Source organism: Streptomyces sp. A012304, from assembly GCF_026008495.1.
Lineage (GTDB): Bacteria > Actinomycetota > Actinomycetes > Streptomycetales > Streptomycetaceae > Streptomyces.
The window spans coordinates 2,866-21,363 of sequence record NZ_BQUN01000176.1 but is presented as its reverse complement, the minus strand read 5'-3'; the positions used below and the strand labels follow the sequence as shown (position 1 = coordinate 21,363).

Below are 18,498 nucleotides of genomic sequence, written 5' to 3'. Positions count from 1 at the left end.
GGAGCCCCCCATGCCCGACCTTCCGGCCCCCGACGGGAAGTTCTTTCCGCGCAACCTCACCGCACGGGCGGACTACCTGGTGCGCGGCAACCCCTCCGGCACCCGCCCCGAGAGCGGCGTCGACAACTGCTTCCCCGGCCTGGAGTTCGACCAGCGCAACCTCGACACCGGCTTCCTCCCCGGCCTGCGGGTCGACTTCCACCGGGACGAGGGCGCCCGCGTGCTGGCCTTCACCGGCGATCCGGCCCTCGCGCAGGGGCTGACCGACGCCGACCTGACCGACGAGCGGCCCCTGTTCGTACGGGCCGTGTGCGGGCGCACCACCGTCGACCAGACCGAACAGCAGGCACCCACGGTCAACTGCGAGGGAATGAGCGGGCTGGACGTGTGGCGCCACGTCCACGACCTGCTGCCCGGCCCGATCGCGGTGGTGCTCGGACCGCAGGTCGCCACCGGCGCCACGCTCGTGCCCGTCGTCGCCGACGCCCTGCGCGACCTCAACGGCCTGCGCACCAACGCCACCAGCTTCGTCCAACGCGATCCGGAAGGCCAGGTCGAAGCCGCCGTGCTGACCGCCGACCGGGCCCGCTACCTGGACGACGACGGCGTGATCGACCCGGACGTCTACGCGCCCGGGGAACTCACCCGAAGCCTGTGCGCGCCCTGGCAGTACGACTTCCGCGACTGCGGCTGCTTCTACTGGGCGGCCTCCAAACCGGACGTCACCAGCAGCGCCGACGGATCCGTCCCCGAGATCAACTTCCTGCGCCGGGACCGCAGGCCCACGCCCGATCTGCCCAGCGACGACCAGGGGCAGCGCCGGGAGCTGGAGTTCACCTGGCCGGAGGTGATCAGCAACTGGAACGTCCTGCCCGTCGTCCTCGACGACCGCGAGCAGCCGGAGCCGAGCACCGGTTCCCCCTGGACCATGCCCGCCCCTGCCACCGGTGACCTGCTGACCCCCGAGCAGGTCGCCGACGAGCTGACGACCCTGGCCGGGGTCGAGCACGCGCTGTGCGTGGAGTACCTGTACGCCCACTACTCGCTCGACGCGCCACTGCGGCTGCCCCGCAGCGCGGACGAACTCACCCGCCGCGCCCACGCCGCGGGCCAGGAGGTGTTCGCCGTCGCCGTCGACGAGATGCGCCACCTGCGCTGGGTCAACGAGGCACTCGCCATGCTGGGACGGCGGCCCGTCCTCGACCGCGCCGAGGTCATCGAGCGGGAGACCGACCACCGGTTCTCGCTGGAGCCGCTCACCGAACGGCGCCTGCAGTGGTTCGTCGACGTGGAGGCCCCGAGCCGCACCTTCACGGCCGACCCGGCCGACCCCGCGCCGCCCACCAGCCTCGACGGCATGTACGTCAGGCTGCACGCGTCCGTCGTGCGCCAGATCGAGCAGTTCCGCGACGGTGACCGGCTCGCCCATCTGATCAAACTCATCATCGACGAGGGCGGCGACCACTACCGCCGCTTCCGGGCGGTCCAGCGGCATCTGGCCGGCCTCACCGAGGAGCAGTACCTGCGCCCGCTGGACACCGCGCCGGGCGTCCTGGAGCGCGAGCTGCTCGCCCTCAGCGACGAGTACTACGCCATGCTCATCGGGGCTCTCCAGGCCTCGCTGGAACGGTTCGACACGGCCGCCGGGGCCCTGATGGCGCAGTCCCGCCGCATGATGACCAACATGCACGAGGTCAACCATGTGCTCGCCCGGCGCGGGGTGGGCCCGCGCTTCACGCTGCCGGACCAGGCCCGGCGGGCCGCCGAGAAGGTCACCGATGTCCAGCGCGCCGACGGATGGCTCACCCGGGAGGCGGCCGAAGCGGCAGCCCGCGCCCGCGAGGCCATCGGCGCCCTGGGCGAACCGGCGCTGCGGGCGATGGTGGTCCGCCATCAGGCCGACACCTCGGGCCTGCTCGCGGCGCTCACCCGCGCGGAGGGGAACGGCGGGTGACCCTGGTCGACATCGCCGGATCGGGGCTGGCCGAGCTGACCTGCGCCCGGCTGCTGGCCGAGCGCGGGCACCGGTTCCGGCTGGCCGCGCCCCCGGCCCCGGGCGGTGCCCGCCCGCTGCTGCTGACCGGACCGACCCTGGAGCTCCTCGGCTCCCTCTGGGACGACCGGCTCCTCGACGGCGGCCGGTCCCTCAGCCACCGTCGGGTGCGCTGGGGGAGCGGCGCCAAGCCCACCCGGTTCCCCCAGCCGGCCCGGGCCGTGGACGGCGCCGAGCTGACCGCCCGGATACGGGACCGCCTCGGCCCGGGGAACCGGTCCACCGACCCGCCCGCGTGGACGGTGACCGCGGCCGCCCCCACGGACGGGTCCGCGCTGCTGAGCGCCGGGCGGCGGTCGCTGCTGGCGGGCACCGCCCCGCTGCGGCGCAGGCGCGACCGGTCCACCGCCGAACTGGGCTGCGCCGAGCTGGGCTGGGTCCACCTCACCCCGCTCGGCGGCGACGACTGCCTCGTGCAGGCCATGGTGCCCGGACCGGCCGCCCACCCGGCCGCACTGCTGGAGCGGATCCTCGGCGAGTCCGGCCTCGCCGACCGGCTGGGCGGTCCGCCCAGCACCGTCGTGGCCCTGGCCGCCGCCCCCAGGGTCCACCTCGCCCCGGCCCGCCCACCCGCCGCGGGCGAACCGGGGCGGCTGGTCGTGGGCGCGGGGGCCCTGCGCCAGGACCCGCTCAGCGGCACCGGCACCGCACAGGCCCTGCGCACCGCGATCCTCGCCGCCTCGGTGATCGACGCCGCCGCGCGCGGCCGCCCGGCCTCCGGGCTGTGCGCCCACTACACGAGGCGTCTGCGCGTCGCCTTCCACGACCACTTGCGCACCTGCCTGCGGCTGTACGAGACCGCTTTCCCCACCGGTGCCTGGCGGGACGAGATCGACGCCACCCGTCGCGCGCTGCGACCGCGGGCGCCTCTGGCGCAGCCGGCCCCGTGAGCGCTACAGGCCGATCACGGACACCGTGCCGGCGAAGAAGTCGGTCACGTACAGGCGTGTTCCGCCCGGGCCGACCGCCACGCCGCGGGAGCCGTCGCCGACGGGGATCTCGTCGACCACCTCGCCCCGGCCGAGGTCGATCACCGACACCGTGCCGAACGGGAAGTGGGCCACGTACGCGCGCGCCCCGTCCCGCGCGACCGCCACCCCGTAGGGTCCCCTGCCGACCGGGATCGTGCCGACCACGGCCCGCCGGTAGACGTCGACCACCGACACCACGTCGGAGAAGTAGCCGGTCACGTACAGACGCGCCCCGTCGGGGCCCACCGCCACGCCGACCGGGAAACCGATGCCGGTGATCGTCCCCAGGTCCGCCTTCGCGAACTGGTCGGTGACCCACACCGCGTCCTCCAGGCCCAGCGCCAGGTACACCTGCTGCCCGTCCGGGGCGACCGCCACCCCGTACGGCGACCGGCTGAAGCCGCTGCTGAGGACATTGCCGTCCACCAGGTCGATCTTCACCAGCGTCTGCGGGTCCGGCAGCCCCACGTGCAGGCGCCGCCCGTCCGGGTTGGCCGCGACGCCGTAGGGTCCCTCGCCGACCGGGAGGGTTTCCACCACCTCCCGGCGGGCGAGGTCGACCACATGGAGGGAGTTCCCCCTGAAGTCCGTCACATACAGGCGGCTGCCGTCCGGGCTCACCGCCACACTGTGCGGGCTCTCGCCCACCGGGATCGGGGTGACTCCCGGGACCGGCCCGGGCGCCGGGGCGGCGACCGGTGGTTCGGGCAACTGCTGCCCCTTGCGCCGTGCCGCGTCCAGGAGACGCTCCAGTGGTTCGTCGACCACCCGGCCGCTCAGCCGCCGGCTGTCGTGTTCCGTGGCCATATCTCTTCCCCGCTCGTGTCGGATGGGTGCGCGCCGCTCACAGGCTTCGTCGAGTCCGGTTCGTCGATTCCGGGATCCGCCCCTGCCCGCGCGGGGAACGCCGGGGAACAGTCGATGGCAGAACGTCGCTGATGCACGCGGCACAGGACCCCGATGTCCAGTTTGATGGAGATTAGGGGAATGTGCGACCTGACGGTGCCGTGGGCGAGCGGCGCCCTGGGCTTCCCTGTCAAGTCACGCATGTTGAGCCGTGAAACGACGTTGGGCGTTCTGAGTGGCGGGCCGCAGCAGCGCCGGCCGGGCTGCTCAACCGGAGCCGGCATGACGTACCAGAGCGCCGAACAGGTTCTGCTGGGAGGGATCTGCGGACGCGGTGTCCTCCGGGTGCCACTGCACCGCCACGAACCAGCCTCGTGAGGAAGGCAGTTCCAGGGCTTCGATGGTGCCGTCGTCGGCTGTGGCTGCCGCGGTCAGGCCGTTGCCAAGGCGGTCAACTCGTTGGTGGTGGTAGCAAGATGCTTCGACTTTGTCGGCGCCCAGCGCCCCCGCCGTCCGCGTTCCTGGGCGGATGGCCACCGGGTGCAGCAGATGACGGTGCTCGTGGCCGGGGCCGCCCATGTCCTGGTGGAGGCTGCCACCGAGGGCGACGTTGACGACCTGCAGGCCGCGGCAGATCGCCAGCATCGGGATCCCCGACTCCAGGGCCACGCGGGCGACTTCCAGGTCGAATGCGTCCTGGAGGTCGTCGACGTCGTAGACGGTGTCGTGGGCGTCGGTGGCACCGTAGCGGTGCGGGGCGAGGTCTCCGCCGCCGGGCAGCAGGACACCGTCGAAGCGGGCGAGCCGGGCGGCGACGTCCTCTTCGGCTGGGTCGGTCGGGTGGATGCTCACCGGTTCGCCGCCGGCCCGCCACACGGCTTCGACGAGGGCGCGGGCGTTGACCTCGGCGGTGTAGCGCAGGGCTGAGGTGGTGGCGGAGAAGCGGGCCGGTATGGCTATCAGGGGGCGGGTCACAGCTGGATCCAGGTCGTCTTGAGTTCGGTGTACTTCTCCAGGGCGTGGGCGGATTTGTCGCGGCCGTTGCCGGACTGCTTCATGCCGCCGAAGGGGACGGTGAGGTCGCCCTCCTCGTAGCAGTTGACCCAGACCGTTCCGGCCTTCAGGGCGCGGGAGACCCGGTGGGCGGTGGACAGGTCGGAGGTCCACAGGCCGGCGGCGAGGCCGTACTCGGTGGCGTTGGCCAGGCGCACGGCCTCGTCGAGGTCGTCGAAGGTGAGGACGGACAGGACGGGGCCGAAGATCTCCTCGCGGGCCAGTCGCATGCCGGGGTCCACGCGGTCGAAGACGGTGGGCTGGAGGAAGCTGCCGCCGGTGGCGGTCCGGGTGCGCTCGCCGCCGATGCGCAGTCGGGCGCCCTCCGCCCGGCCGGTGGCGATGTGGTCGAGGACGCGGTCCAGGTGTGCTTCCGAGACCAGGGCGCCCATCTCGGTCGCCGGGTCGAGGGGGTCGCCTACCTTCAGTTCCCGCGCCCGCCGGACGACGGCCTCGGTGACCTGCTCGGCGATCGAGGAGTGCACGAGGAGCCGCGAGGGGGCGGTGCACATCTCGCCCTGGTTGAAGAAGATGCCCCAGGCCGCGGTGGCGGCGGCCTTCTCCAGGTCGGGGGCGTCGGGGAGGACGATGTTCGGCGACTTGCCGCCCAGTTCCAGCCAGACGCGCTTGAGGTTGGAGTCGGCCGCGTAGCGCAGGAAGTGGCGGCCGACGGCGGTGGAACCGGTGAAGGCGAGGACGTCGACGTCCGGGTGGAGGCCGATCGCCCGGCCGGCGGTCGGGCCGTCGCCGGTGACGACGTTGAGGACGCCCGGGGGCAGGCCGGCCTCGGTGGCGACCCGGCCGAGCAGCAGGGCGGACAGGGGTGACGACTCGGACGGCTTGAGTACGACGGTGCAGCCCGCGGCGAGGGCCGGGGCGACTTTCCAGCCGGCCAGGGTCAGCGGGAAGTTCCACGGTACGACCGCACCGACGACCCCGGCGGGTTCGCGGGTGACGAGGGCGAGGGCGTCGGGGGCGGTGTGCGGGGACTCGTCGGTGAGCTTGTCGGCGAGTTGCCCGTACCAGCGGAACGTGTTGATGACGGCGCGCAGTTCGATGTCGTACGCGTCGGTGATGGGCTTGCCCATCTCCAGGCTGATCGTGAGCGCCAGTTCCTCGCGTCGCTCTTCGAGGAGTTCGGCGATGCGGAGCAGGATCCGGCCGCGTTCGGCGGGGGCCAGGCGTGGCCAGGGGCCGGAGTCGAAGGCGCGGCGGGCGGCCGCGACCGCGAGATCGACCTCGGCCTCACCCGCGTCGGCGACGTGGGTGAGGACCTGACCATCGCGGGGCCCGACGACGGCGAACGTTGCGCCGCTGCCGCTTTCGGTCCGGCCGTCGATGTGGTGCTGGGTGGGCAGGGCGATTGCCTTGGCCCAGGACAGCACTTCCTCATGGGTGACATTGCGCATGGGTGTCTCCGGATGACCCGTCACTCGGCGCCGGAGGTGCCGGACTCCAGCAGCCGCCCGCCGTCCCACAACACGCCGACCTGGCGGTAGTACGCGGCGATCGGCTCGCGGATCTCCAGGCGGGCCAACTCCTCCGTGGGCGCTTGGAACAGCTCCAGTTCGGCGTCGCCGACCCAGGGCTGCCCGCCTTCGAAGGAGGCGGCTCCGGTCTCGATCAGCTCGTCCAGGGCGAGCCCCTTGCCCTTCTCGATGGACGGCAGCCAGCGGTGGTGGGCCATCGGGTGGGCGTTGACGAACCCGTTCGTCTCCGCCGGCTCGCGCAGGGTCACCACGGCCTGGGCCAGGCGCCGGTCGGCGGCGGCGAGGGTGGCGCCGAACCGGGCCCCGGCCTCGATCCGGGGCGCCGGCCCGTAGGGGTGCGGGCGGGTCTGGTGGATGGAGCCGAGCTTCTTCGGGTAGCCCTGGTGCAGGCCGCGGGCGATGGCGAAGTCCTTGTCGACCCAGATGTAGACACAGCGGGTGTAGGTCTGGCCCTTGTACTTGCAGCGGACCACGGCGAACGCCTCCTTGTACTGGGAGAGCACCGGGTCCAGCAGTTCGTCACCGGAGGCGGAGCAGGACTGCCAGTCGGCCCAGATCAGCGCCACCGCGCCGGGGTCCTCGTCGGCGAGTTCCAGCGGCTGGGGCAGCAGTTCGCGTACCCGGGCCGGGTCGGTGCGGTACTCGACGGTGAGCAGGTCGCCGGAGTAGCGCCACGGCGGGCAGGGGATCAGCGACGAGGCGCCCGTCGCCGTCTTGGGGTGGAAGTAGCCACGGACACTGGTCATGTCGTCACGCTCCAGAGCGATCAGCAGGGCACGCCACCGGCGGCAGAGGCGGCAGGCGCGGCGGCTGGGGAGAAAGCGGGATGAAAAAGGCGCAGAGAGGTGCGCCGTCCCCTGAGATCCGGGTCGGATGCCCGGCTTCCGGATTGTCGCCGGAGCGGGATACGGAGAACCGGTAGCACTGGGGTCACGAGCGGGCGAGCTGTTCCAGCCGCTGGTGCAGGTGCTCGACGTAGGTCTCGGATTCGGGCTTCATCAGCACGCTGCGCAGGATCCGCGCGCCGTCGGTGTCCGCGGTGATCTTCGGGTGGCGGGCGGTGAAGCGTTCGGCGCCGACCCGGAGGGTGCTGAGGAAGACCGGGTCCTGGCTGTCGGTCATCCCTTCCTGCAGGATGCGGTTGCTGACCGCGTCGATCTCCGACAGGGTGCGGCCGGCGGTGACCGGGAAGTAGCTGACGATGTCGAGCTGCGGGGGCTGGTAGAGCTCCAGGTGCTCGGAGTCCTCGATCAGGTCCGCCCAGCGCAGCGCCGCGCGCCGGCCGGCCGCCAGCACCTGGCCCAGCCCTTCGCGGGTGGGCGGCAGCAGCTGGAAGGTGAGCCACAGCGCGGCGGCCGCCGCGCCCGCCCGGGAGCACTCCAGGCTGATCTCGCCCAGATGCAGTTCATCGGAGGTGAAGTACGTGTACGGCGAGTCGTGCAGGTAGAACCGGCCGACGGTGGGATCGCGGAAGAGGACCGCTCCGCAGCCGTAGGGCTGCAGACCGTGCTTGTGCGGGTCCACCACGATCGAATCGGCCTGGGAGACCGCCTGCCAGGGTTCGGCCGGCAGTCCCTCGGGACCGTCCACGCCGGCCAGCAGGGTGAAGAATCCGCCGTAGGCGGCGTCGACGTGGATCCGCACGCCGTACCGCTCACGCAGCGCCAGCGCCTCGTGGACCGGCTCGATCGCACCGAGCCCAGTCGTGCCGGTGGTGAGGACGACGGTGCCGACCCGCCCGCCGCGCAGCAGCTCCTCCAGCGCGTCGAGGTCCATGCGGCCGAGGTCGTCGGTGGGGACGGGGAAGCCCTCCATCCCGAGAACGCCGCACATCCGGCCGTGCGTGTAGTGCGCCTCGGTGCTGTAAGCGATCCCCTTACCAGGGTGCAGTTCACGGGCCACGAAGAGGGCTTCGAGGTTGGCGATGGTCCCGCTGGTGGTCAGGTGCCCCAGGTGGGCGTCGTAGCCGAACATCGTGGCGAGCTGCTGGACCACCTCACGCTCCATCGCGGCGGTGGCCGGCCCGCCGTCCAGGGCGTGGTTGTTGGGGTTGATCAGCATCGCGGTCAGGTAGCCGACCACGGCTGCCGGGTGCGGCGGCTTGAGCATCTGGCCGGCGTAGCGGGGATGGAAGAAGGGATAGTTGTCCTTCAGCCGCTCGGTGAAGACGTCGAACGCGGCGGCGAACCGGTCGTCGTCGACGGCCAGCGCCGGGTGCGGGTCGAAGGGGCCGAAGGTCTTCGCCCACTCGGCGTTCGACGCGACCGCCTCGGCCAGCCACTTGTTCAGATCCATCTCGTCACTCCTCTGTGATCTCGCGTGTCGGTGGTTCGGGCTCAGCGCTTGGGCGGGCGGATGCCGCGGAACTCCCAGTCGCCGCCGAGGGCGGTGGACAGCACTTCCTCGGACTCTGTGGGCTGGGCACCGACGTCGCTGCGGATGGCCGTCGGGCCGGTGACGATGTGGTTGGTGAGGCGGCCGAGACCCTCGACCTCGACCTCGACGACGTCGCCGGGCCGGACGGGGCGCGAGTTGGCAGGGGTGCCGGAGAGCAGGACATCTCCCGGGTGGAGGGTGATGGTACGTGCGATGTCGGCGACGAGGTAGTGCATGTCCCACTGCATCTCGTCCGTCGAGCCGTCCTGGACGACCTCGCCGTTGACGTACGTGCGCAGCGCCTTGCCGTGGAAGTCCCAGTCGGTGACCAGGCCAGGGCCGAGTGGGCAGAGGGTGTCGGAGCCCTTCACCCGGAGCATGGAGCCGGCGTCGGTGTCGCGGAAGTCGTGCAGGCCGTAGTCGTTGGCGACGGTGTAGCCGGCGATGTAGTCGCCGGCCTCGGCCGGGGAGATGTTGCGGGCCGTCCTGCCGATGACGATGGCGACCTCGCCCTCGTAGTTGAGCCACTTGCAGCCCTCGGGACGGACGATCGCACCCTTGTGGGAGTTGAGGGACGAGGTCGGCTTGTGGAAGTAGGTGGGGGTGGCCGGAAGATCGATCCCGAACTCGTCCACGCGGCTGCGGTGGTTGAGGTGGACGGCGATCACCTTGGACGGGACGACCGGCGGCAGATGCTGGGCGTCCTCGGTCTTGACACGGCGGCCGTCCCCGGCGACCAGTTCGTCGCCGTCGACGGTGACCTGGACGGCAGCACCGTCGAGCAGGATGCGGCGATACTCGGGCATGGTGGGACTCCTAGATGCGGCTGTGCGAAGAGCGGGGGACAGGGAGGCCGGCAAGCCGGTTCAGGTCCAGCCGTCGGCCGGGCGGTCGAACCAGAGATGGACCTGGCCGGTGCCGACGGAGTTCTCGTACTCGCCGTACTGGCGGGCCTTGGCGACACAGGCTTGCTCGCCGAGGGCGCCGGCCATCATCAGGTAGTGGAAGAACTTCGCTTCCGGCTTGTACTTCCAGAACTCGTCCATGGTGTCGAGGACCTTGTCGTGGCGGCCCTCCTTGAACCAGGCGATCCGTTCCTCGTCGGCCGCGCGGGCCTCGGGGGTGAAGATGTGGGCGGGGTCGCTGGCCTCGTGGTCACGGATCTCGCGCAGCGGCCAGAAGGTGTGTGACAGGGCGCCGGAGGCGATCAGCAGCACACGGCGACCGGGTGTGGCGGCGATCCCGTCCGCGAGTGCGCGGCCGAGGCGGAGGTGGTCCTCCATGTCGCCGGTCTGGCAGACGCCGATGGTCACCCACCGCTTGTCGGGCAGGCCCTCGCCGAGGAACTTCCACAGGTTGACGGTGGCGTAGTAGATCGGCAGGTACTCGTCGTCGATCGCGGTGATCCAGGTGCCGTGCTTGTCGGCGAACGAGGCGATGTTGTGGGCGAGCTCGGGGTCTCCGGGGAAGTCGTACGGCATCCGGCACATGCCGCGCGGCAGCTCCTCGGAGGTGAAAAGGCCCGCCCGCCGGTCCTGCGCTGTCACCACGAACTCCACGGTGGTGGCCCAGTGGGAGTCGAGGACGACGACGGTGTCGTATTCGTTGGCGGCATCGCGTTCGAAGACGTCCCGGCGGAGCTGTTCCAGGCCGGTGACGAGGGTGATCTCCTTGCCCTCGTTCAGCGCCAGCCGGTCGGCCTCGGGGAGCACGATGGTGGGGACGTGGGCGAGCAGGCCCGCCCCGACGATCTCACCCATGGTTCTTCCATCCGTTCGGGGCGGTGACGGTGTTCTTCACGTCGCAGTAGAAGTCGAAGCTCCAGGTGCCGCCCTCCCGGCCGACCCCGGACTGCCGGGAACCACCGAACGGGGCCTGAAGGTCGCGGACGAAGAAGCAGTTGATCCAGACGGTCCCCGCGACGAGCTGTGCGCTGACGCGTTCGGCGCGCTCCGGGTCACCGGTGGTGATGGTGGCGGCCAGCCCGAAGCGGGTGTCGTTGGCGAGGCGGACGGCGTCCTCCTCGGTGGTGAAGGTTTGCAGGGTCAGGACCGGTCCGAAGACTTCCTCCTGCACGATCTCCGAGTCCTGGGCGACGTCCGTGAGCAGGGTCGGTTCGTAGTACTGGCGGTCCTTGCGGTGGCCGCCGATGACCGCGCGGGCCCCGGCGGCGAGCGCCCGCTGCACGAAGCCGTCGATCTTCTCCAACTGGCGGGGGTGGATGTTGGGGCCGATGTCGGTGGCCTCGTCACGCGGGTCACCCTGCTTCAGCGCGCTCGCCTTCTCCACAAAGCGGCGCGTGAACTCCTCGACGATCGACTCCTCGACCAGCAGCCGAGTGCCCGCCAGGCACACCTGCCCGGCGTTGTCGTACTGCTCCACGGCGAGGTTGACGGCAAGGTCCAGGTCGGCGTCGGCGAACACCAGCAGCGGTGACTTGCCGCCCAGTTCGAGGCTGAGCGGGGTCAGATGGGCGGCGGCCGAGGCCGAGATCCGCTTGGCCGTGGGCACGGAGCCGGTGAAGCTGATGCGCCGTACGTCGGGGTGCGAGGTCAGCGCGTCACCGATCTCGGAGCCGTAGCCCTGCACGACATTCAGTACCCCGGCGGGGAGACCGGCCTCGGCGGCGATGTCCGCCAGCAGCGAGGCGGTCAGCGGGGACCACTCAGCGGGCTTGAGGATCACCGTGTTGCCTGCGGCGAGGGCCGGGGCGACCTTCCAGGTGGCCAGCATCAGCGGGGCGTTCCACGGAGTGATCAGCACGCAGGGGCCCGCCGGGTCCCAGCTGACGTGGTTGGAGTGACCGCGCGTCTCGAAGTCCTCGTGATCCAGCTTCAGCAGCCAGTCGGCGAAGAAGCGGAAGTTGTGCGCGACGCGGGGCATGACACCGCGGCGGTGGGAGCGGAGCAGGGCACCGTTGTCGCACGTCTCGACTGTCGCCAGGTCTTCCAGCCGCTTCTCCACGCCATCGGCGATCGCGTGCAGGATCCGGGCGCGCTCGGCGCGCGAGGTGGCGGCCCAGCCGGGGAACGCGGCCTTCGCGGCGGCCACCGCGGCCGCGGCCTCCATCGCGGTGCCCCGGGAGATCTCACCCAGAACGCTGCCGTCGATCGGCGAGATGTCGGCGAACGTCTCGGTCGAGGCGACACGCTCGCCTCCGATCCAGTGCCGGGTGTCAACGGTCACCCCGGCGATCACAGCGGCTTGGGGCTCGCGGGTCATGTCCCCACCTCCATTTCGTTTGGCCCCAAATAAACAGCGCGGGTCGCCGGGGTGTCAAGGGTTGTCGGGATTTTATTTGGCCCCAAACGTTACGGGTGGGGATCACCCGGTCGTGACAGGGGGCCGGCAGGCCGGGAGGGCGCACACGCAACTCCGGCGACGGGTGCGAGCCCCGGAGGGGAGGGGCGCATCAGGGACAGTCGGAGCCCCGGCGGCGCGACTACGGGCGCGGGCGGCGACCCGAGCGTCGCGGGGCCAGGTCCTCGCCGGCGAGCAGCTCCCGCCGGCGCTGCTCGCCGTGCTCCTCGAGCCGGCTGACGATGGCGCGCAGGCTGTCGGCGAGCTGGAGGCACTGGTTGGGGCTGAGAGGGGCGGAGACGAACGCCTCCTCGGCGTTGAAGGCCGGGAACAGCTCCTCCATGAGCTTCTCCCCTTCGGGGGTCAGGGAGAGCAGGACCCGGCGGCGGTCCTCGGGGTGGGGTGAGCGGGTCACGAGGCCGCGTGACTCGAGGGTGCGGGAGATGCCGGTCAGGGTGCCCTTGGAGATGCCCGCCTCCTCAGCGACCGACCAGGTCTCCGCCTCGCCCCAGATCCAGAGCACCCACAGCACGACGAAGCTGGTCCACGTGAGCTCGTGCGGGCGCAGCACCGAGTTCTCCAGATGCTGGCGGACGGCCGCGGCGGCCCGGTGGATGTTGCCTACGGCCGCCATGGCCTCGCGCTGCAGCGTCAGGCCGCCGAGCCGCTGCTGCATGGCCTGCTCGGTCTCGGTGATGGATCGGCGGGACCCGGGCACAGGCTGCTCCTTCGAGTGGGGGCGGCGCTGAGTCGCCGACATGTTCGTTTGCAGCCAAATGTATCCCGCAGCCACTGGGCCCAGGGGCCTTCAGTCGCGCCGTCTACCACACCGGCGCCCTGGGTGATCACTCCGACATGGCCGGCGGCCTGGAAGCGGGCATGCCGGACATCCTGGTGCGCCCGGACCTGGACACCGTCGTCCCGCTGCCCTGGGAGCCGAACGTGGCCTGGTGCATCGGCGACGTCCTGGACCCGGCCACCGGCCGGAGCGTGCCCGAATCGCCCAGGGACCTGCTGCGCCAGGTCCTCACCCGCCTGAAAGACGCGGACCTGACGGCGATCGTGGGCCCGGAACTCGAATACGTCCTGCTCGAGCCGGACGCCGACGCGCCCACCGGGTGGCGGCGCTACGCCCCCGCCCCGGGCAACGTCTACACCACCGGCCGCAAGGCCGACCCGGACGGACACCTCCTGCGCACCGCCCGCGCCCTGTACGCGCTCGGCCTGGACGTCAGCGGCGGCAACCGGGAGTTCGGCGGCGGGCCGTGAGCTTTCGTCGCTGCCAGGTTCCAGCGAACCGGTTCGATGAAGCGATCCTTCCGGTTGCCGCAACCCGCCCACCAGGTCCTCCACGCCGCAGCGGGCGAGGATGCACGCACGGACTCATCACGGCCCTCCGAACCTCTCCCGGGCAGCGGCGGACTGAGCGACCAGGACCGAGCACATGAACGATGCCGTCGCAGATCCAGCAGATTCCGGGATGAAACAACGGGCGAGAACGACCTCTCAGGCCCTCCCGACCGCGCCCCGGCCCCTGCTTGGGGGATCCGGGGCGCGTCGTGCTCTGGAGGTCAGTGCCCTTGGCAGCAGGAACCACCCGATGTCCGGCCGGCGCCCTGCGCGCCGATGTGCTGCGCCGCTTCGGCTCGGGTCCGTCCCGTCCGGGAGTCCGCGTCGTGGACCACCCGTCCGGAGATCAGGGTGTACCGGACCTTGGTGGCGCGGATGTCCTTCACGGGCACCTTGGTGATGTCCCGGTCGAGGACGATCAGATCCGCCCGCTTGCCCGGACGGACGGTTCCCGAGTTCCCGTCGTGCAGTTGGTGCGCCGCGCCTGCGGTGTGCATGGCCAGCGACTGGGTGCGGGTCAGTCCTTCACGGGCGTTGAGGGGCGGCTGGTTTTCCTCGGGGTTGCTGCGGTCGATCGCGGTGGCGATCTGGGTGAAGGGAAGCAGCGGGTCGACCGGCCAGTCCGAGCCGCCGGCCAGCATGGCGCCTGCCTTGGCCAGGCTGCGAGCCGGGTACAGGCGTGCGTAGCGCTCGGGCCCGATGTAGGGCTTCAGCGCGTCGTTGGTGAAGGAGGAGGGCAGTGCCCACTGCAACTGCATGCTGGCCACCACTTGGGCGCGGGCGAAGCGCCGGTAGTCGTCGGGGTGCACCAGTTGGAGGTGGGTGATGGTGTGCCGTCGGCTGCGGTGACCGGGGTGGGCGACGGCCTCGTAGGCGCTGAGGGCCGTGCGTACGGCGCGGTCGCCGATGGCGTGGGCGTGCATCTGCCAGCCGTCCGCGTCCAGGCGGCGGACCAGGGCCCGGTAGTCGCGGTCGCTGACGTGGAGGGGGCCACGGTTGTCGGTCGGCCTGCCCTGGGCGTCCAGGTACGGGACGGCCGCACCGGCCGCCGACGCCCGGTACGGTGTGTGCTTAATGTCGTAACCACAAGCCGCCGCAGGGCTGTTGAGGTACAGATGACGAGCTCGCGTGTCTGGCGGCGTCCCACACTCGGCGCAGTCGCCGCACGGGCCGGGGTGTCCACGGCCACGGTCTCCAACGCGCTCAACGGCACCGGACGGATGTCCGATGCGACCAGGCAGCGTGTGCTCGCTGCGGCACGTGAACTCGGTTACGCCCAGGTCAGCACGGCCCGGGCCCTGGCCCGCGGCGGCACCGGAGTGCTCGGCCTGACCATGACGACGTACGGCGACCTTCCCGTCCCGTACACCGAGATCCCCTACTACGCGCAGCTGACGCTGAGCGCCATGGGCGCGGCGCACGAACGCGGCTACCTGCTCACAGTGATGCCGAGCTCCCTGTCACCGCTGATGTGGCTCAACACGCCGATGGACGGCGTCATCCACGTCGATCCGCGCGCCGACGACCCGGTGTGTTCCCTCCTGCGCGAGCGGGGCATCCCCATGGTCTGCGACGGCCGGCCGCCCCAGCCGCACTGGTACGACACGTGGATCGACACCGACTACGAAGCGGGCCTGCGCCTCCTGCTCGACCACCTCGTGGAGTCCGGCGCCCGGCGGATCGCGCTCTGCCTGCCCGTTCACGACGACGCGTACCCGCACCTGATCGCACACGCCTACCGGTCCTGGTGCGACGGACGCCACCTGCCCGCCCTCGTCGAAGAGTACGACCTGCTGCCCGACTACTTCGCGGCCGAACAGGACGCGGTCGGCCGGCTCCTCAAAGGCGATCCACAACCGGACGCCGTCATCGGTGTCTACTCCGACTCCGGCCACAACATCCTCGCCGCCGCACGCCACCACGGGCTTCGGGTACCGCGGGATCTGCTGGTGGCGTGCATCAGTGAAGATCCGGAGTACGCGATGACGACCCCGCCCGTCACCACCCTCAGCCTCCGCCCCGACCGGGTGGGCACCGAAGCGGTCGACCTGCTGATCGCTCTCATCAACGCCCGCAGCAGCGTGGACCGGCGACGACTCGTGCAGCCGACGCTGATCCCCCGCCGGTCCACACGGCACCCGACACGGCGGAGAAACGGCACACCATGACGGCAGGGCCCCGAACACATCGGCGGAGCATGACCTCGCTGGACCGTTTCGTCATCTGCCGACCCTCGGACCTGGCGTGCCGTTGGCCGTTCGTGGCATACCGGACGTCTGCCCCCTGCGCCTACCGGCACACGGAGCCGACCCCAAAGCCGTTGGTGATCACCGTTACTCCAGGCCTCCGACCGGATCCGCGTCCGGCCGGCCTGACGCCTCCTCACCCGGTCTGCCTGCCTCCGTTTTTCCGTTCGCGGGAGTGAAAGGCACACACGCGGGCAGCAGCCACAGAGGGCGCGGTAGGGGAGATACTCCTCGATACCCCCCGAAACGCCCACAGAGTGCTCATCGTGTGAAAGGTATTGAGGTAACGCTGTGGCCGGTGTCATGCCCGATCCACGCAACCCGGTGGAGGACCTGCCCGAGCAGGTGCGTGAGGACCTGGCCCGCAGGCTCCGCCGCAACAGGGGTGCCTTCCGGGAGGACGATGTGCAGGTCGTCGAGGCGCCGCTGCTCAAGCGGGCGGTGGGAGCCTCGGCGCTCGGCAACTGCATGGAGTGGTTCGACTTCGGGGTCTACAGCTATCTCGCCGCCACCATCGGCAAGGTGTTCTTCCCCGGCGCGTCCCCCGCCGCCCAGGTCATCTCGTCCTTCGCGACGTTCGCCGCGGCGTTCGTGGTGCGCCCGCTCGGCGGCCTCGTCTTCGGCCCCCTCGGCGACCGCATCGGCCGGCAGAAGGTCCTCGCCACCACCATGATCATGATGGCGGTCGGCACCTTCGCCATCGGCCTCATCCCCGGCTACGGCACGATCGGCATCGCCGCCCCGATCCTGCTGCTGCTCGCCCGCATGGTCCAGGGCTTCTCCACCGGCGGCGAGTACGGCGGCGCCACCACCTTCGTCGCCGAGTACTCACCCGACCGCCGCCGGGGCTTCCTCTCCAGCTGGCTCGACTTCGGCACCTTCGTCGGTTACGCGCTGGGGTCCGCTCTCGTCACGCTCCTGAACCTCGCGCTCACCGACGCCCAGATGCTCTCCTGGGGCTGGCGCGTGCCGTTCCTGATCGCCGGCCCGCTCGGTCTGATCGGCCTGTACCTGCGGCTGCGGCTGGAGGAGTCGCCCGCCTTCCAGCACCAACTCGACGCCCATGAGCACAGCCTCGCGCAGGCGTCGGCGGGCAGCGAGTTCCGGACGATCCTCGAACGGCACTGGCGGCCGCTGCTGGTCTGCATGGGCCTGGTGCTGCTCTACAACGTCACCAACTACATGGTCACCGGGTTCCTCCCCACGTACCAGACCGAGAACCTCGGCCGCTCCAGCGGCTTCGCCGACCTCCTGCTCCTCGTCGGCATGGTCTGGATCGTCGTGCTGATCACCCTCCTCGGGCGGCTCAGCGACCGCGTCGGCCGGCGGCCGCTCTACGGGGTCGCGGCCGCCGCGATGATCGTCCTCGCCGTGCCGTCCTTCCTGTTGCTCAAGGCGCACGGGACCTGGCCACCGGTCCTCGGTGTGCTGATCCTGTCCACGCTGCTGGCCTGCTTCGCCGCGCCGAGCGCCGCCACCCTGCCCGCCCTCTTCCCGACCGCCGTCCGCTACGCCGCCATGGGCATCGGCTTCAACGTCGCCGTCGCCGCGTTCGGAGGCACCACCCCGCTGGTGACGGAGGCGCTGGTGCGCCTCACCGGCGACGACCTGGTGCCCGCCTACCACCTGATGGTGGCCGGCGCCATCGGCCTGCTGACCGTCAGGTTCCTGCCGGAGACCGCCCAGGTACCCCTCAACGGCTCCCGGCCGATGGTGGGTTCGCCGACGGAAAGGCGGGAACTGATCACCGCCTCCCGGCAGCTCTACGACGCCGCGCGGGCACCCCGCTGATCACCCGCCCGCCGACAGGACATGGCAGCCGACGGGCATGAAGGCGCGACGGCGGGGTACGCGAGCCGGGCGAGGAAGACGGCCGACCGGGGAGGGACCCATGACCACCGCGACAGCAGCGACGACGCAGGCGCACCGCGCCGGACTGCCCGAGGTCGCGGACCCCGCGCGGATCGCCCCGAAGGACGCGCGGGAACTGACCCGGCTGTTCTTCCAGCAGCTGAGCGTGCTCGAGGAAGGGACCCCCGAGCACCAGTACGCGCGCAACACGCTGATCGAGATGAACATCTCCCTGGTCCGCTACGCGGCCTCCCGCTTCCGCGGCCGGGACCCGGAGGAGCGGGAGGACATCGTCCAGGTCGGCGTGATCGGTCTGATCAAGGCCATCGACCGCTTCGAACTCTCCCGTGAGGTGGAGTTCACCTCCTTCTCGATCCCCTACATCGTGGGTGAGATCAAGCGGTTCTTCCGGGACACCACGTGGGCCGTGCACGTGCCGCGCCGTCTACAGGAGGCCCGTGTGCAGTTGGCGCGGGCCACCGAGGAACTGAGCAGCCGCCTGGGCCGCATGCCCACCGTCGCGGAGCTGTCCCAGCTGATGAACCTGCCCGAGGAGGAGGTCGTCGAGGCGCGGCTGGCGTCCAACGGCTACCGTTCCGCCTCCCTGGACGCCGCCATCGGCGCCGGCGAAGACGGCGAGGCCGCCCTGGCCGACTTCATCGGCGACGAGGACGGCGCGCTGGAGCTGGTGGAGGACTTCCACGCCCTCGCGCCGATGATCGCCGACCTCGACGAGCGCTCCCGCAAGATCCTGCACTGGCGGTTCGTCGAGGAACTCACCCAGGCCGAGATCGGCGAACGGCTCGGTGTCTCCCAGATGCACGTCTCGCGCCTGCTGTCACGGACGCTGGCCCGACTGCGCGAGGGCCTGCTCAGCACCGGCTGACCACCCGCCAGAGCCACTGCCCACGCCTGCTCCGCACTCGCCGACGAGGACGGACGCGGCACCGCGGTGGCCACGC

16 protein-coding genes are annotated in these 18,498 nt (G+C 71.2%); 6 read left to right on the top strand and 10 right to left on the bottom strand.

Translation table 11 applies throughout. The features are described 5' to 3' along the window. Positions 1-10 precede the first annotated feature (10 nt). Both ALMP_RS35730 and ALMP_RS35725 read left to right on the top strand, forming a co-directional pair. The gene (locus ALMP_RS35730; protein ID WP_264935928.1) at positions 11-1,954 is read left to right on the top strand and encodes a ferritin-like domain-containing protein; all 1,944 of its coding nucleotides are present in this window, start codon (positions 11-13) and stop codon (positions 1,952-1,954) included. Continuing rightward, on the top strand, positions 1,951-2,943 hold the full coding sequence (locus ALMP_RS35725; RefSeq protein ID WP_264935927.1) for a hypothetical protein: 993 nt from the start codon (positions 1,951-1,953) through the stop codon (positions 2,941-2,943). The genes ALMP_RS35730 and ALMP_RS35725 overlap by 4 nt, the downstream gene beginning before the upstream one ends. 3 nt (positions 2,944-2,946) lie before the next feature. On the opposite strand, the gene ALMP_RS35720 is transcribed toward ALMP_RS35725, so the two are convergent. The 9 genes from ALMP_RS35720 to ALMP_RS35680 form a co-directional block, all read right to left on the bottom strand. Next, positions 2,947-3,831 (bottom strand): YncE family protein, encoded by an 885-nt coding sequence (locus ALMP_RS35720; RefSeq protein WP_264935926.1) that lies wholly within the window; start codon positions 3,829-3,831, stop codon positions 2,947-2,949. A 306-nt stretch (positions 3,832-4,137) separates the two neighbouring features. Beyond that, positions 4,138-4,845 (bottom strand): gamma-glutamyl-gamma-aminobutyrate hydrolase family protein, encoded by a 708-nt coding sequence (locus tag ALMP_RS35715; protein WP_264935925.1) that lies wholly within the window; start codon positions 4,843-4,845, stop codon positions 4,138-4,140. After that, a complete protein-coding gene (locus tag ALMP_RS35710) occupies positions 4,842-6,332 on the bottom strand; it encodes an aldehyde dehydrogenase (RefSeq protein ID WP_264935924.1) in 1,491 nt (496 codons plus the stop codon). The genes ALMP_RS35715 and ALMP_RS35710 overlap by 4 nt, the downstream gene beginning before the upstream one ends. A gap of 20 nt (positions 6,333-6,352) precedes the next feature. After that, the gene (locus tag ALMP_RS35705) at positions 6,353-7,159 is read right to left on the bottom strand and encodes an acetoacetate decarboxylase family protein (RefSeq protein ID WP_264935923.1); all 807 of its coding nucleotides are present in this window, start codon (positions 7,157-7,159) and stop codon (positions 6,353-6,355) included. Between the two features lie 184 nt (positions 7,160-7,343). After that, positions 7,344-8,708 (bottom strand): aminotransferase class I/II-fold pyridoxal phosphate-dependent enzyme, encoded by a 1,365-nt coding sequence (locus tag ALMP_RS35700; RefSeq protein WP_264935922.1) that lies wholly within the window; start codon positions 8,706-8,708, stop codon positions 7,344-7,346. Between the two features lie 41 nt (positions 8,709-8,749). Next, complete coding sequence (locus ALMP_RS35695) at positions 8,750-9,595, bottom strand: fumarylacetoacetate hydrolase family protein (protein ID WP_264935921.1); 846 nt, start codon at positions 9,593-9,595, stop codon at positions 8,750-8,752. Positions 9,596-9,655: 60 nt separating this feature from the next. Next, entirely contained in the window at positions 9,656-10,549 is an 894-nt protein-coding gene (locus tag ALMP_RS35690) for a 3,4-dihydroxyphenylacetate 2,3-dioxygenase (protein ID WP_264935920.1), read from the bottom strand. Continuing rightward, on the bottom strand, positions 10,542-12,011 hold the full coding sequence (locus ALMP_RS35685) for an aldehyde dehydrogenase (protein WP_264935919.1): 1,470 nt from the start codon (positions 12,009-12,011) through the stop codon (positions 10,542-10,544). Before ALMP_RS35685 ends, ALMP_RS35690 begins: the two co-directional genes overlap by 8 nt. Before the next feature lie 220 nt (positions 12,012-12,231). Continuing rightward, positions 12,232-12,807: a MarR family winged helix-turn-helix transcriptional regulator gene (locus ALMP_RS35680; RefSeq protein ID WP_264935918.1), complete on the bottom strand. Its 576-nt coding sequence runs from the start codon at positions 12,805-12,807 to the stop codon at positions 12,232-12,234. Between the two features lie 137 nt (positions 12,808-12,944). Between ALMP_RS35680 and ALMP_RS35675 the strand changes: the two genes are divergently transcribed. Next, positions 12,945-13,358, top strand: coding sequence for a hypothetical protein (locus ALMP_RS35675; protein ID WP_264935917.1), 414 nt, complete (start codon positions 12,945-12,947; stop codon positions 13,356-13,358). A gap of 302 nt (positions 13,359-13,660) precedes the next feature. Here the strand turns inward: ALMP_RS35675 and ALMP_RS35670 are convergent, their stop codons facing one another. Next, positions 13,661-14,464, bottom strand: a complete 804-nt coding sequence (locus ALMP_RS35670; RefSeq protein ID WP_264935949.1) for an amidohydrolase — start codon at positions 14,462-14,464, stop codon at positions 13,661-13,663. A gap of 90 nt (positions 14,465-14,554) precedes the next feature. On the opposite strand from ALMP_RS35670, the gene ALMP_RS35665 reads away from it, so the two are divergent. The 3 genes from ALMP_RS35665 to ALMP_RS35655 all read left to right on the top strand — a co-directional run bounded on the left by ALMP_RS35665 (position 14,555) and on the right by ALMP_RS35655 (position 18,422). After that, positions 14,555-15,607 (top strand): LacI family DNA-binding transcriptional regulator, encoded by a 1,053-nt coding sequence (locus tag ALMP_RS35665; RefSeq protein ID WP_264935916.1) that lies wholly within the window; start codon positions 14,555-14,557, stop codon positions 15,605-15,607. A 381-nt stretch (positions 15,608-15,988) separates the two neighbouring features. Continuing rightward, positions 15,989-17,476, top strand: a complete 1,488-nt coding sequence (locus ALMP_RS35660; RefSeq protein WP_264935948.1) for an MFS transporter — start codon at positions 15,989-15,991, stop codon at positions 17,474-17,476. Positions 17,477-17,576: 100 nt separating this feature from the next. Next, positions 17,577-18,422: an RNA polymerase sigma factor SigF gene (locus tag ALMP_RS35655; RefSeq protein WP_264935915.1), complete on the top strand. Its 846-nt coding sequence runs from the start codon at positions 17,577-17,579 to the stop codon at positions 18,420-18,422. Positions 18,423-18,498 lie beyond the last annotated feature (76 nt).

Excerpts from the sequence above, each read along its gene's own strand:
- ALMP_RS35730 (WP_264935928.1), top strand. The coding sequence starts at position 11 with ATGCCCGACCTTCCGGCCCCCGACGGGAAGTTCTTTCCGCGCAACCTC.
- ALMP_RS35720 (WP_264935926.1), bottom strand. The coding sequence starts at position 3,831 with ATGGCCACGGAACACGACAGCCGGCGGCTGAGCGGCCGGGTGGTCGAC.
- ALMP_RS35710 (WP_264935924.1), bottom strand. The coding sequence starts at position 6,332 with ATGCGCAATGTCACCCATGAGGAAGTGCTGTCCTGGGCCAAGGCAATC.
- ALMP_RS35705 (WP_264935923.1), bottom strand. The coding sequence starts at position 7,159 with ATGACCAGTGTCCGTGGCTACTTCCACCCCAAGACGGCGACGGGCGCC.
- ALMP_RS35700 (WP_264935922.1), bottom strand. The coding sequence starts at position 8,708 with ATGGATCTGAACAAGTGGCTGGCCGAGGCGGTCGCGTCGAACGCCGAG.
- ALMP_RS35695 (WP_264935921.1), bottom strand. The coding sequence starts at position 9,595 with ATGCCCGAGTATCGCCGCATCCTGCTCGACGGTGCTGCCGTCCAGGTC.
- ALMP_RS35690 (WP_264935920.1), bottom strand. The coding sequence starts at position 10,549 with ATGGGTGAGATCGTCGGGGCGGGCCTGCTCGCCCACGTCCCCACCATC.
- ALMP_RS35685 (WP_264935919.1), bottom strand. The coding sequence starts at position 12,011 with ATGACCCGCGAGCCCCAAGCCGCTGTGATCGCCGGGGTGACCGTTGAC.
- ALMP_RS35675 (WP_264935917.1), top strand. The coding sequence starts at position 12,945 with ATGGCCGGCGGCCTGGAAGCGGGCATGCCGGACATCCTGGTGCGCCCG.
- ALMP_RS35665 (WP_264935916.1), top strand. The coding sequence starts at position 14,555 with ATGACGAGCTCGCGTGTCTGGCGGCGTCCCACACTCGGCGCAGTCGCC.
- ALMP_RS35660 (WP_264935948.1), top strand. The coding sequence starts at position 15,989 with ATGCCCGATCCACGCAACCCGGTGGAGGACCTGCCCGAGCAGGTGCGT.
- ALMP_RS35655 (WP_264935915.1), top strand. The coding sequence starts at position 17,577 with ATGACCACCGCGACAGCAGCGACGACGCAGGCGCACCGCGCCGGACTG.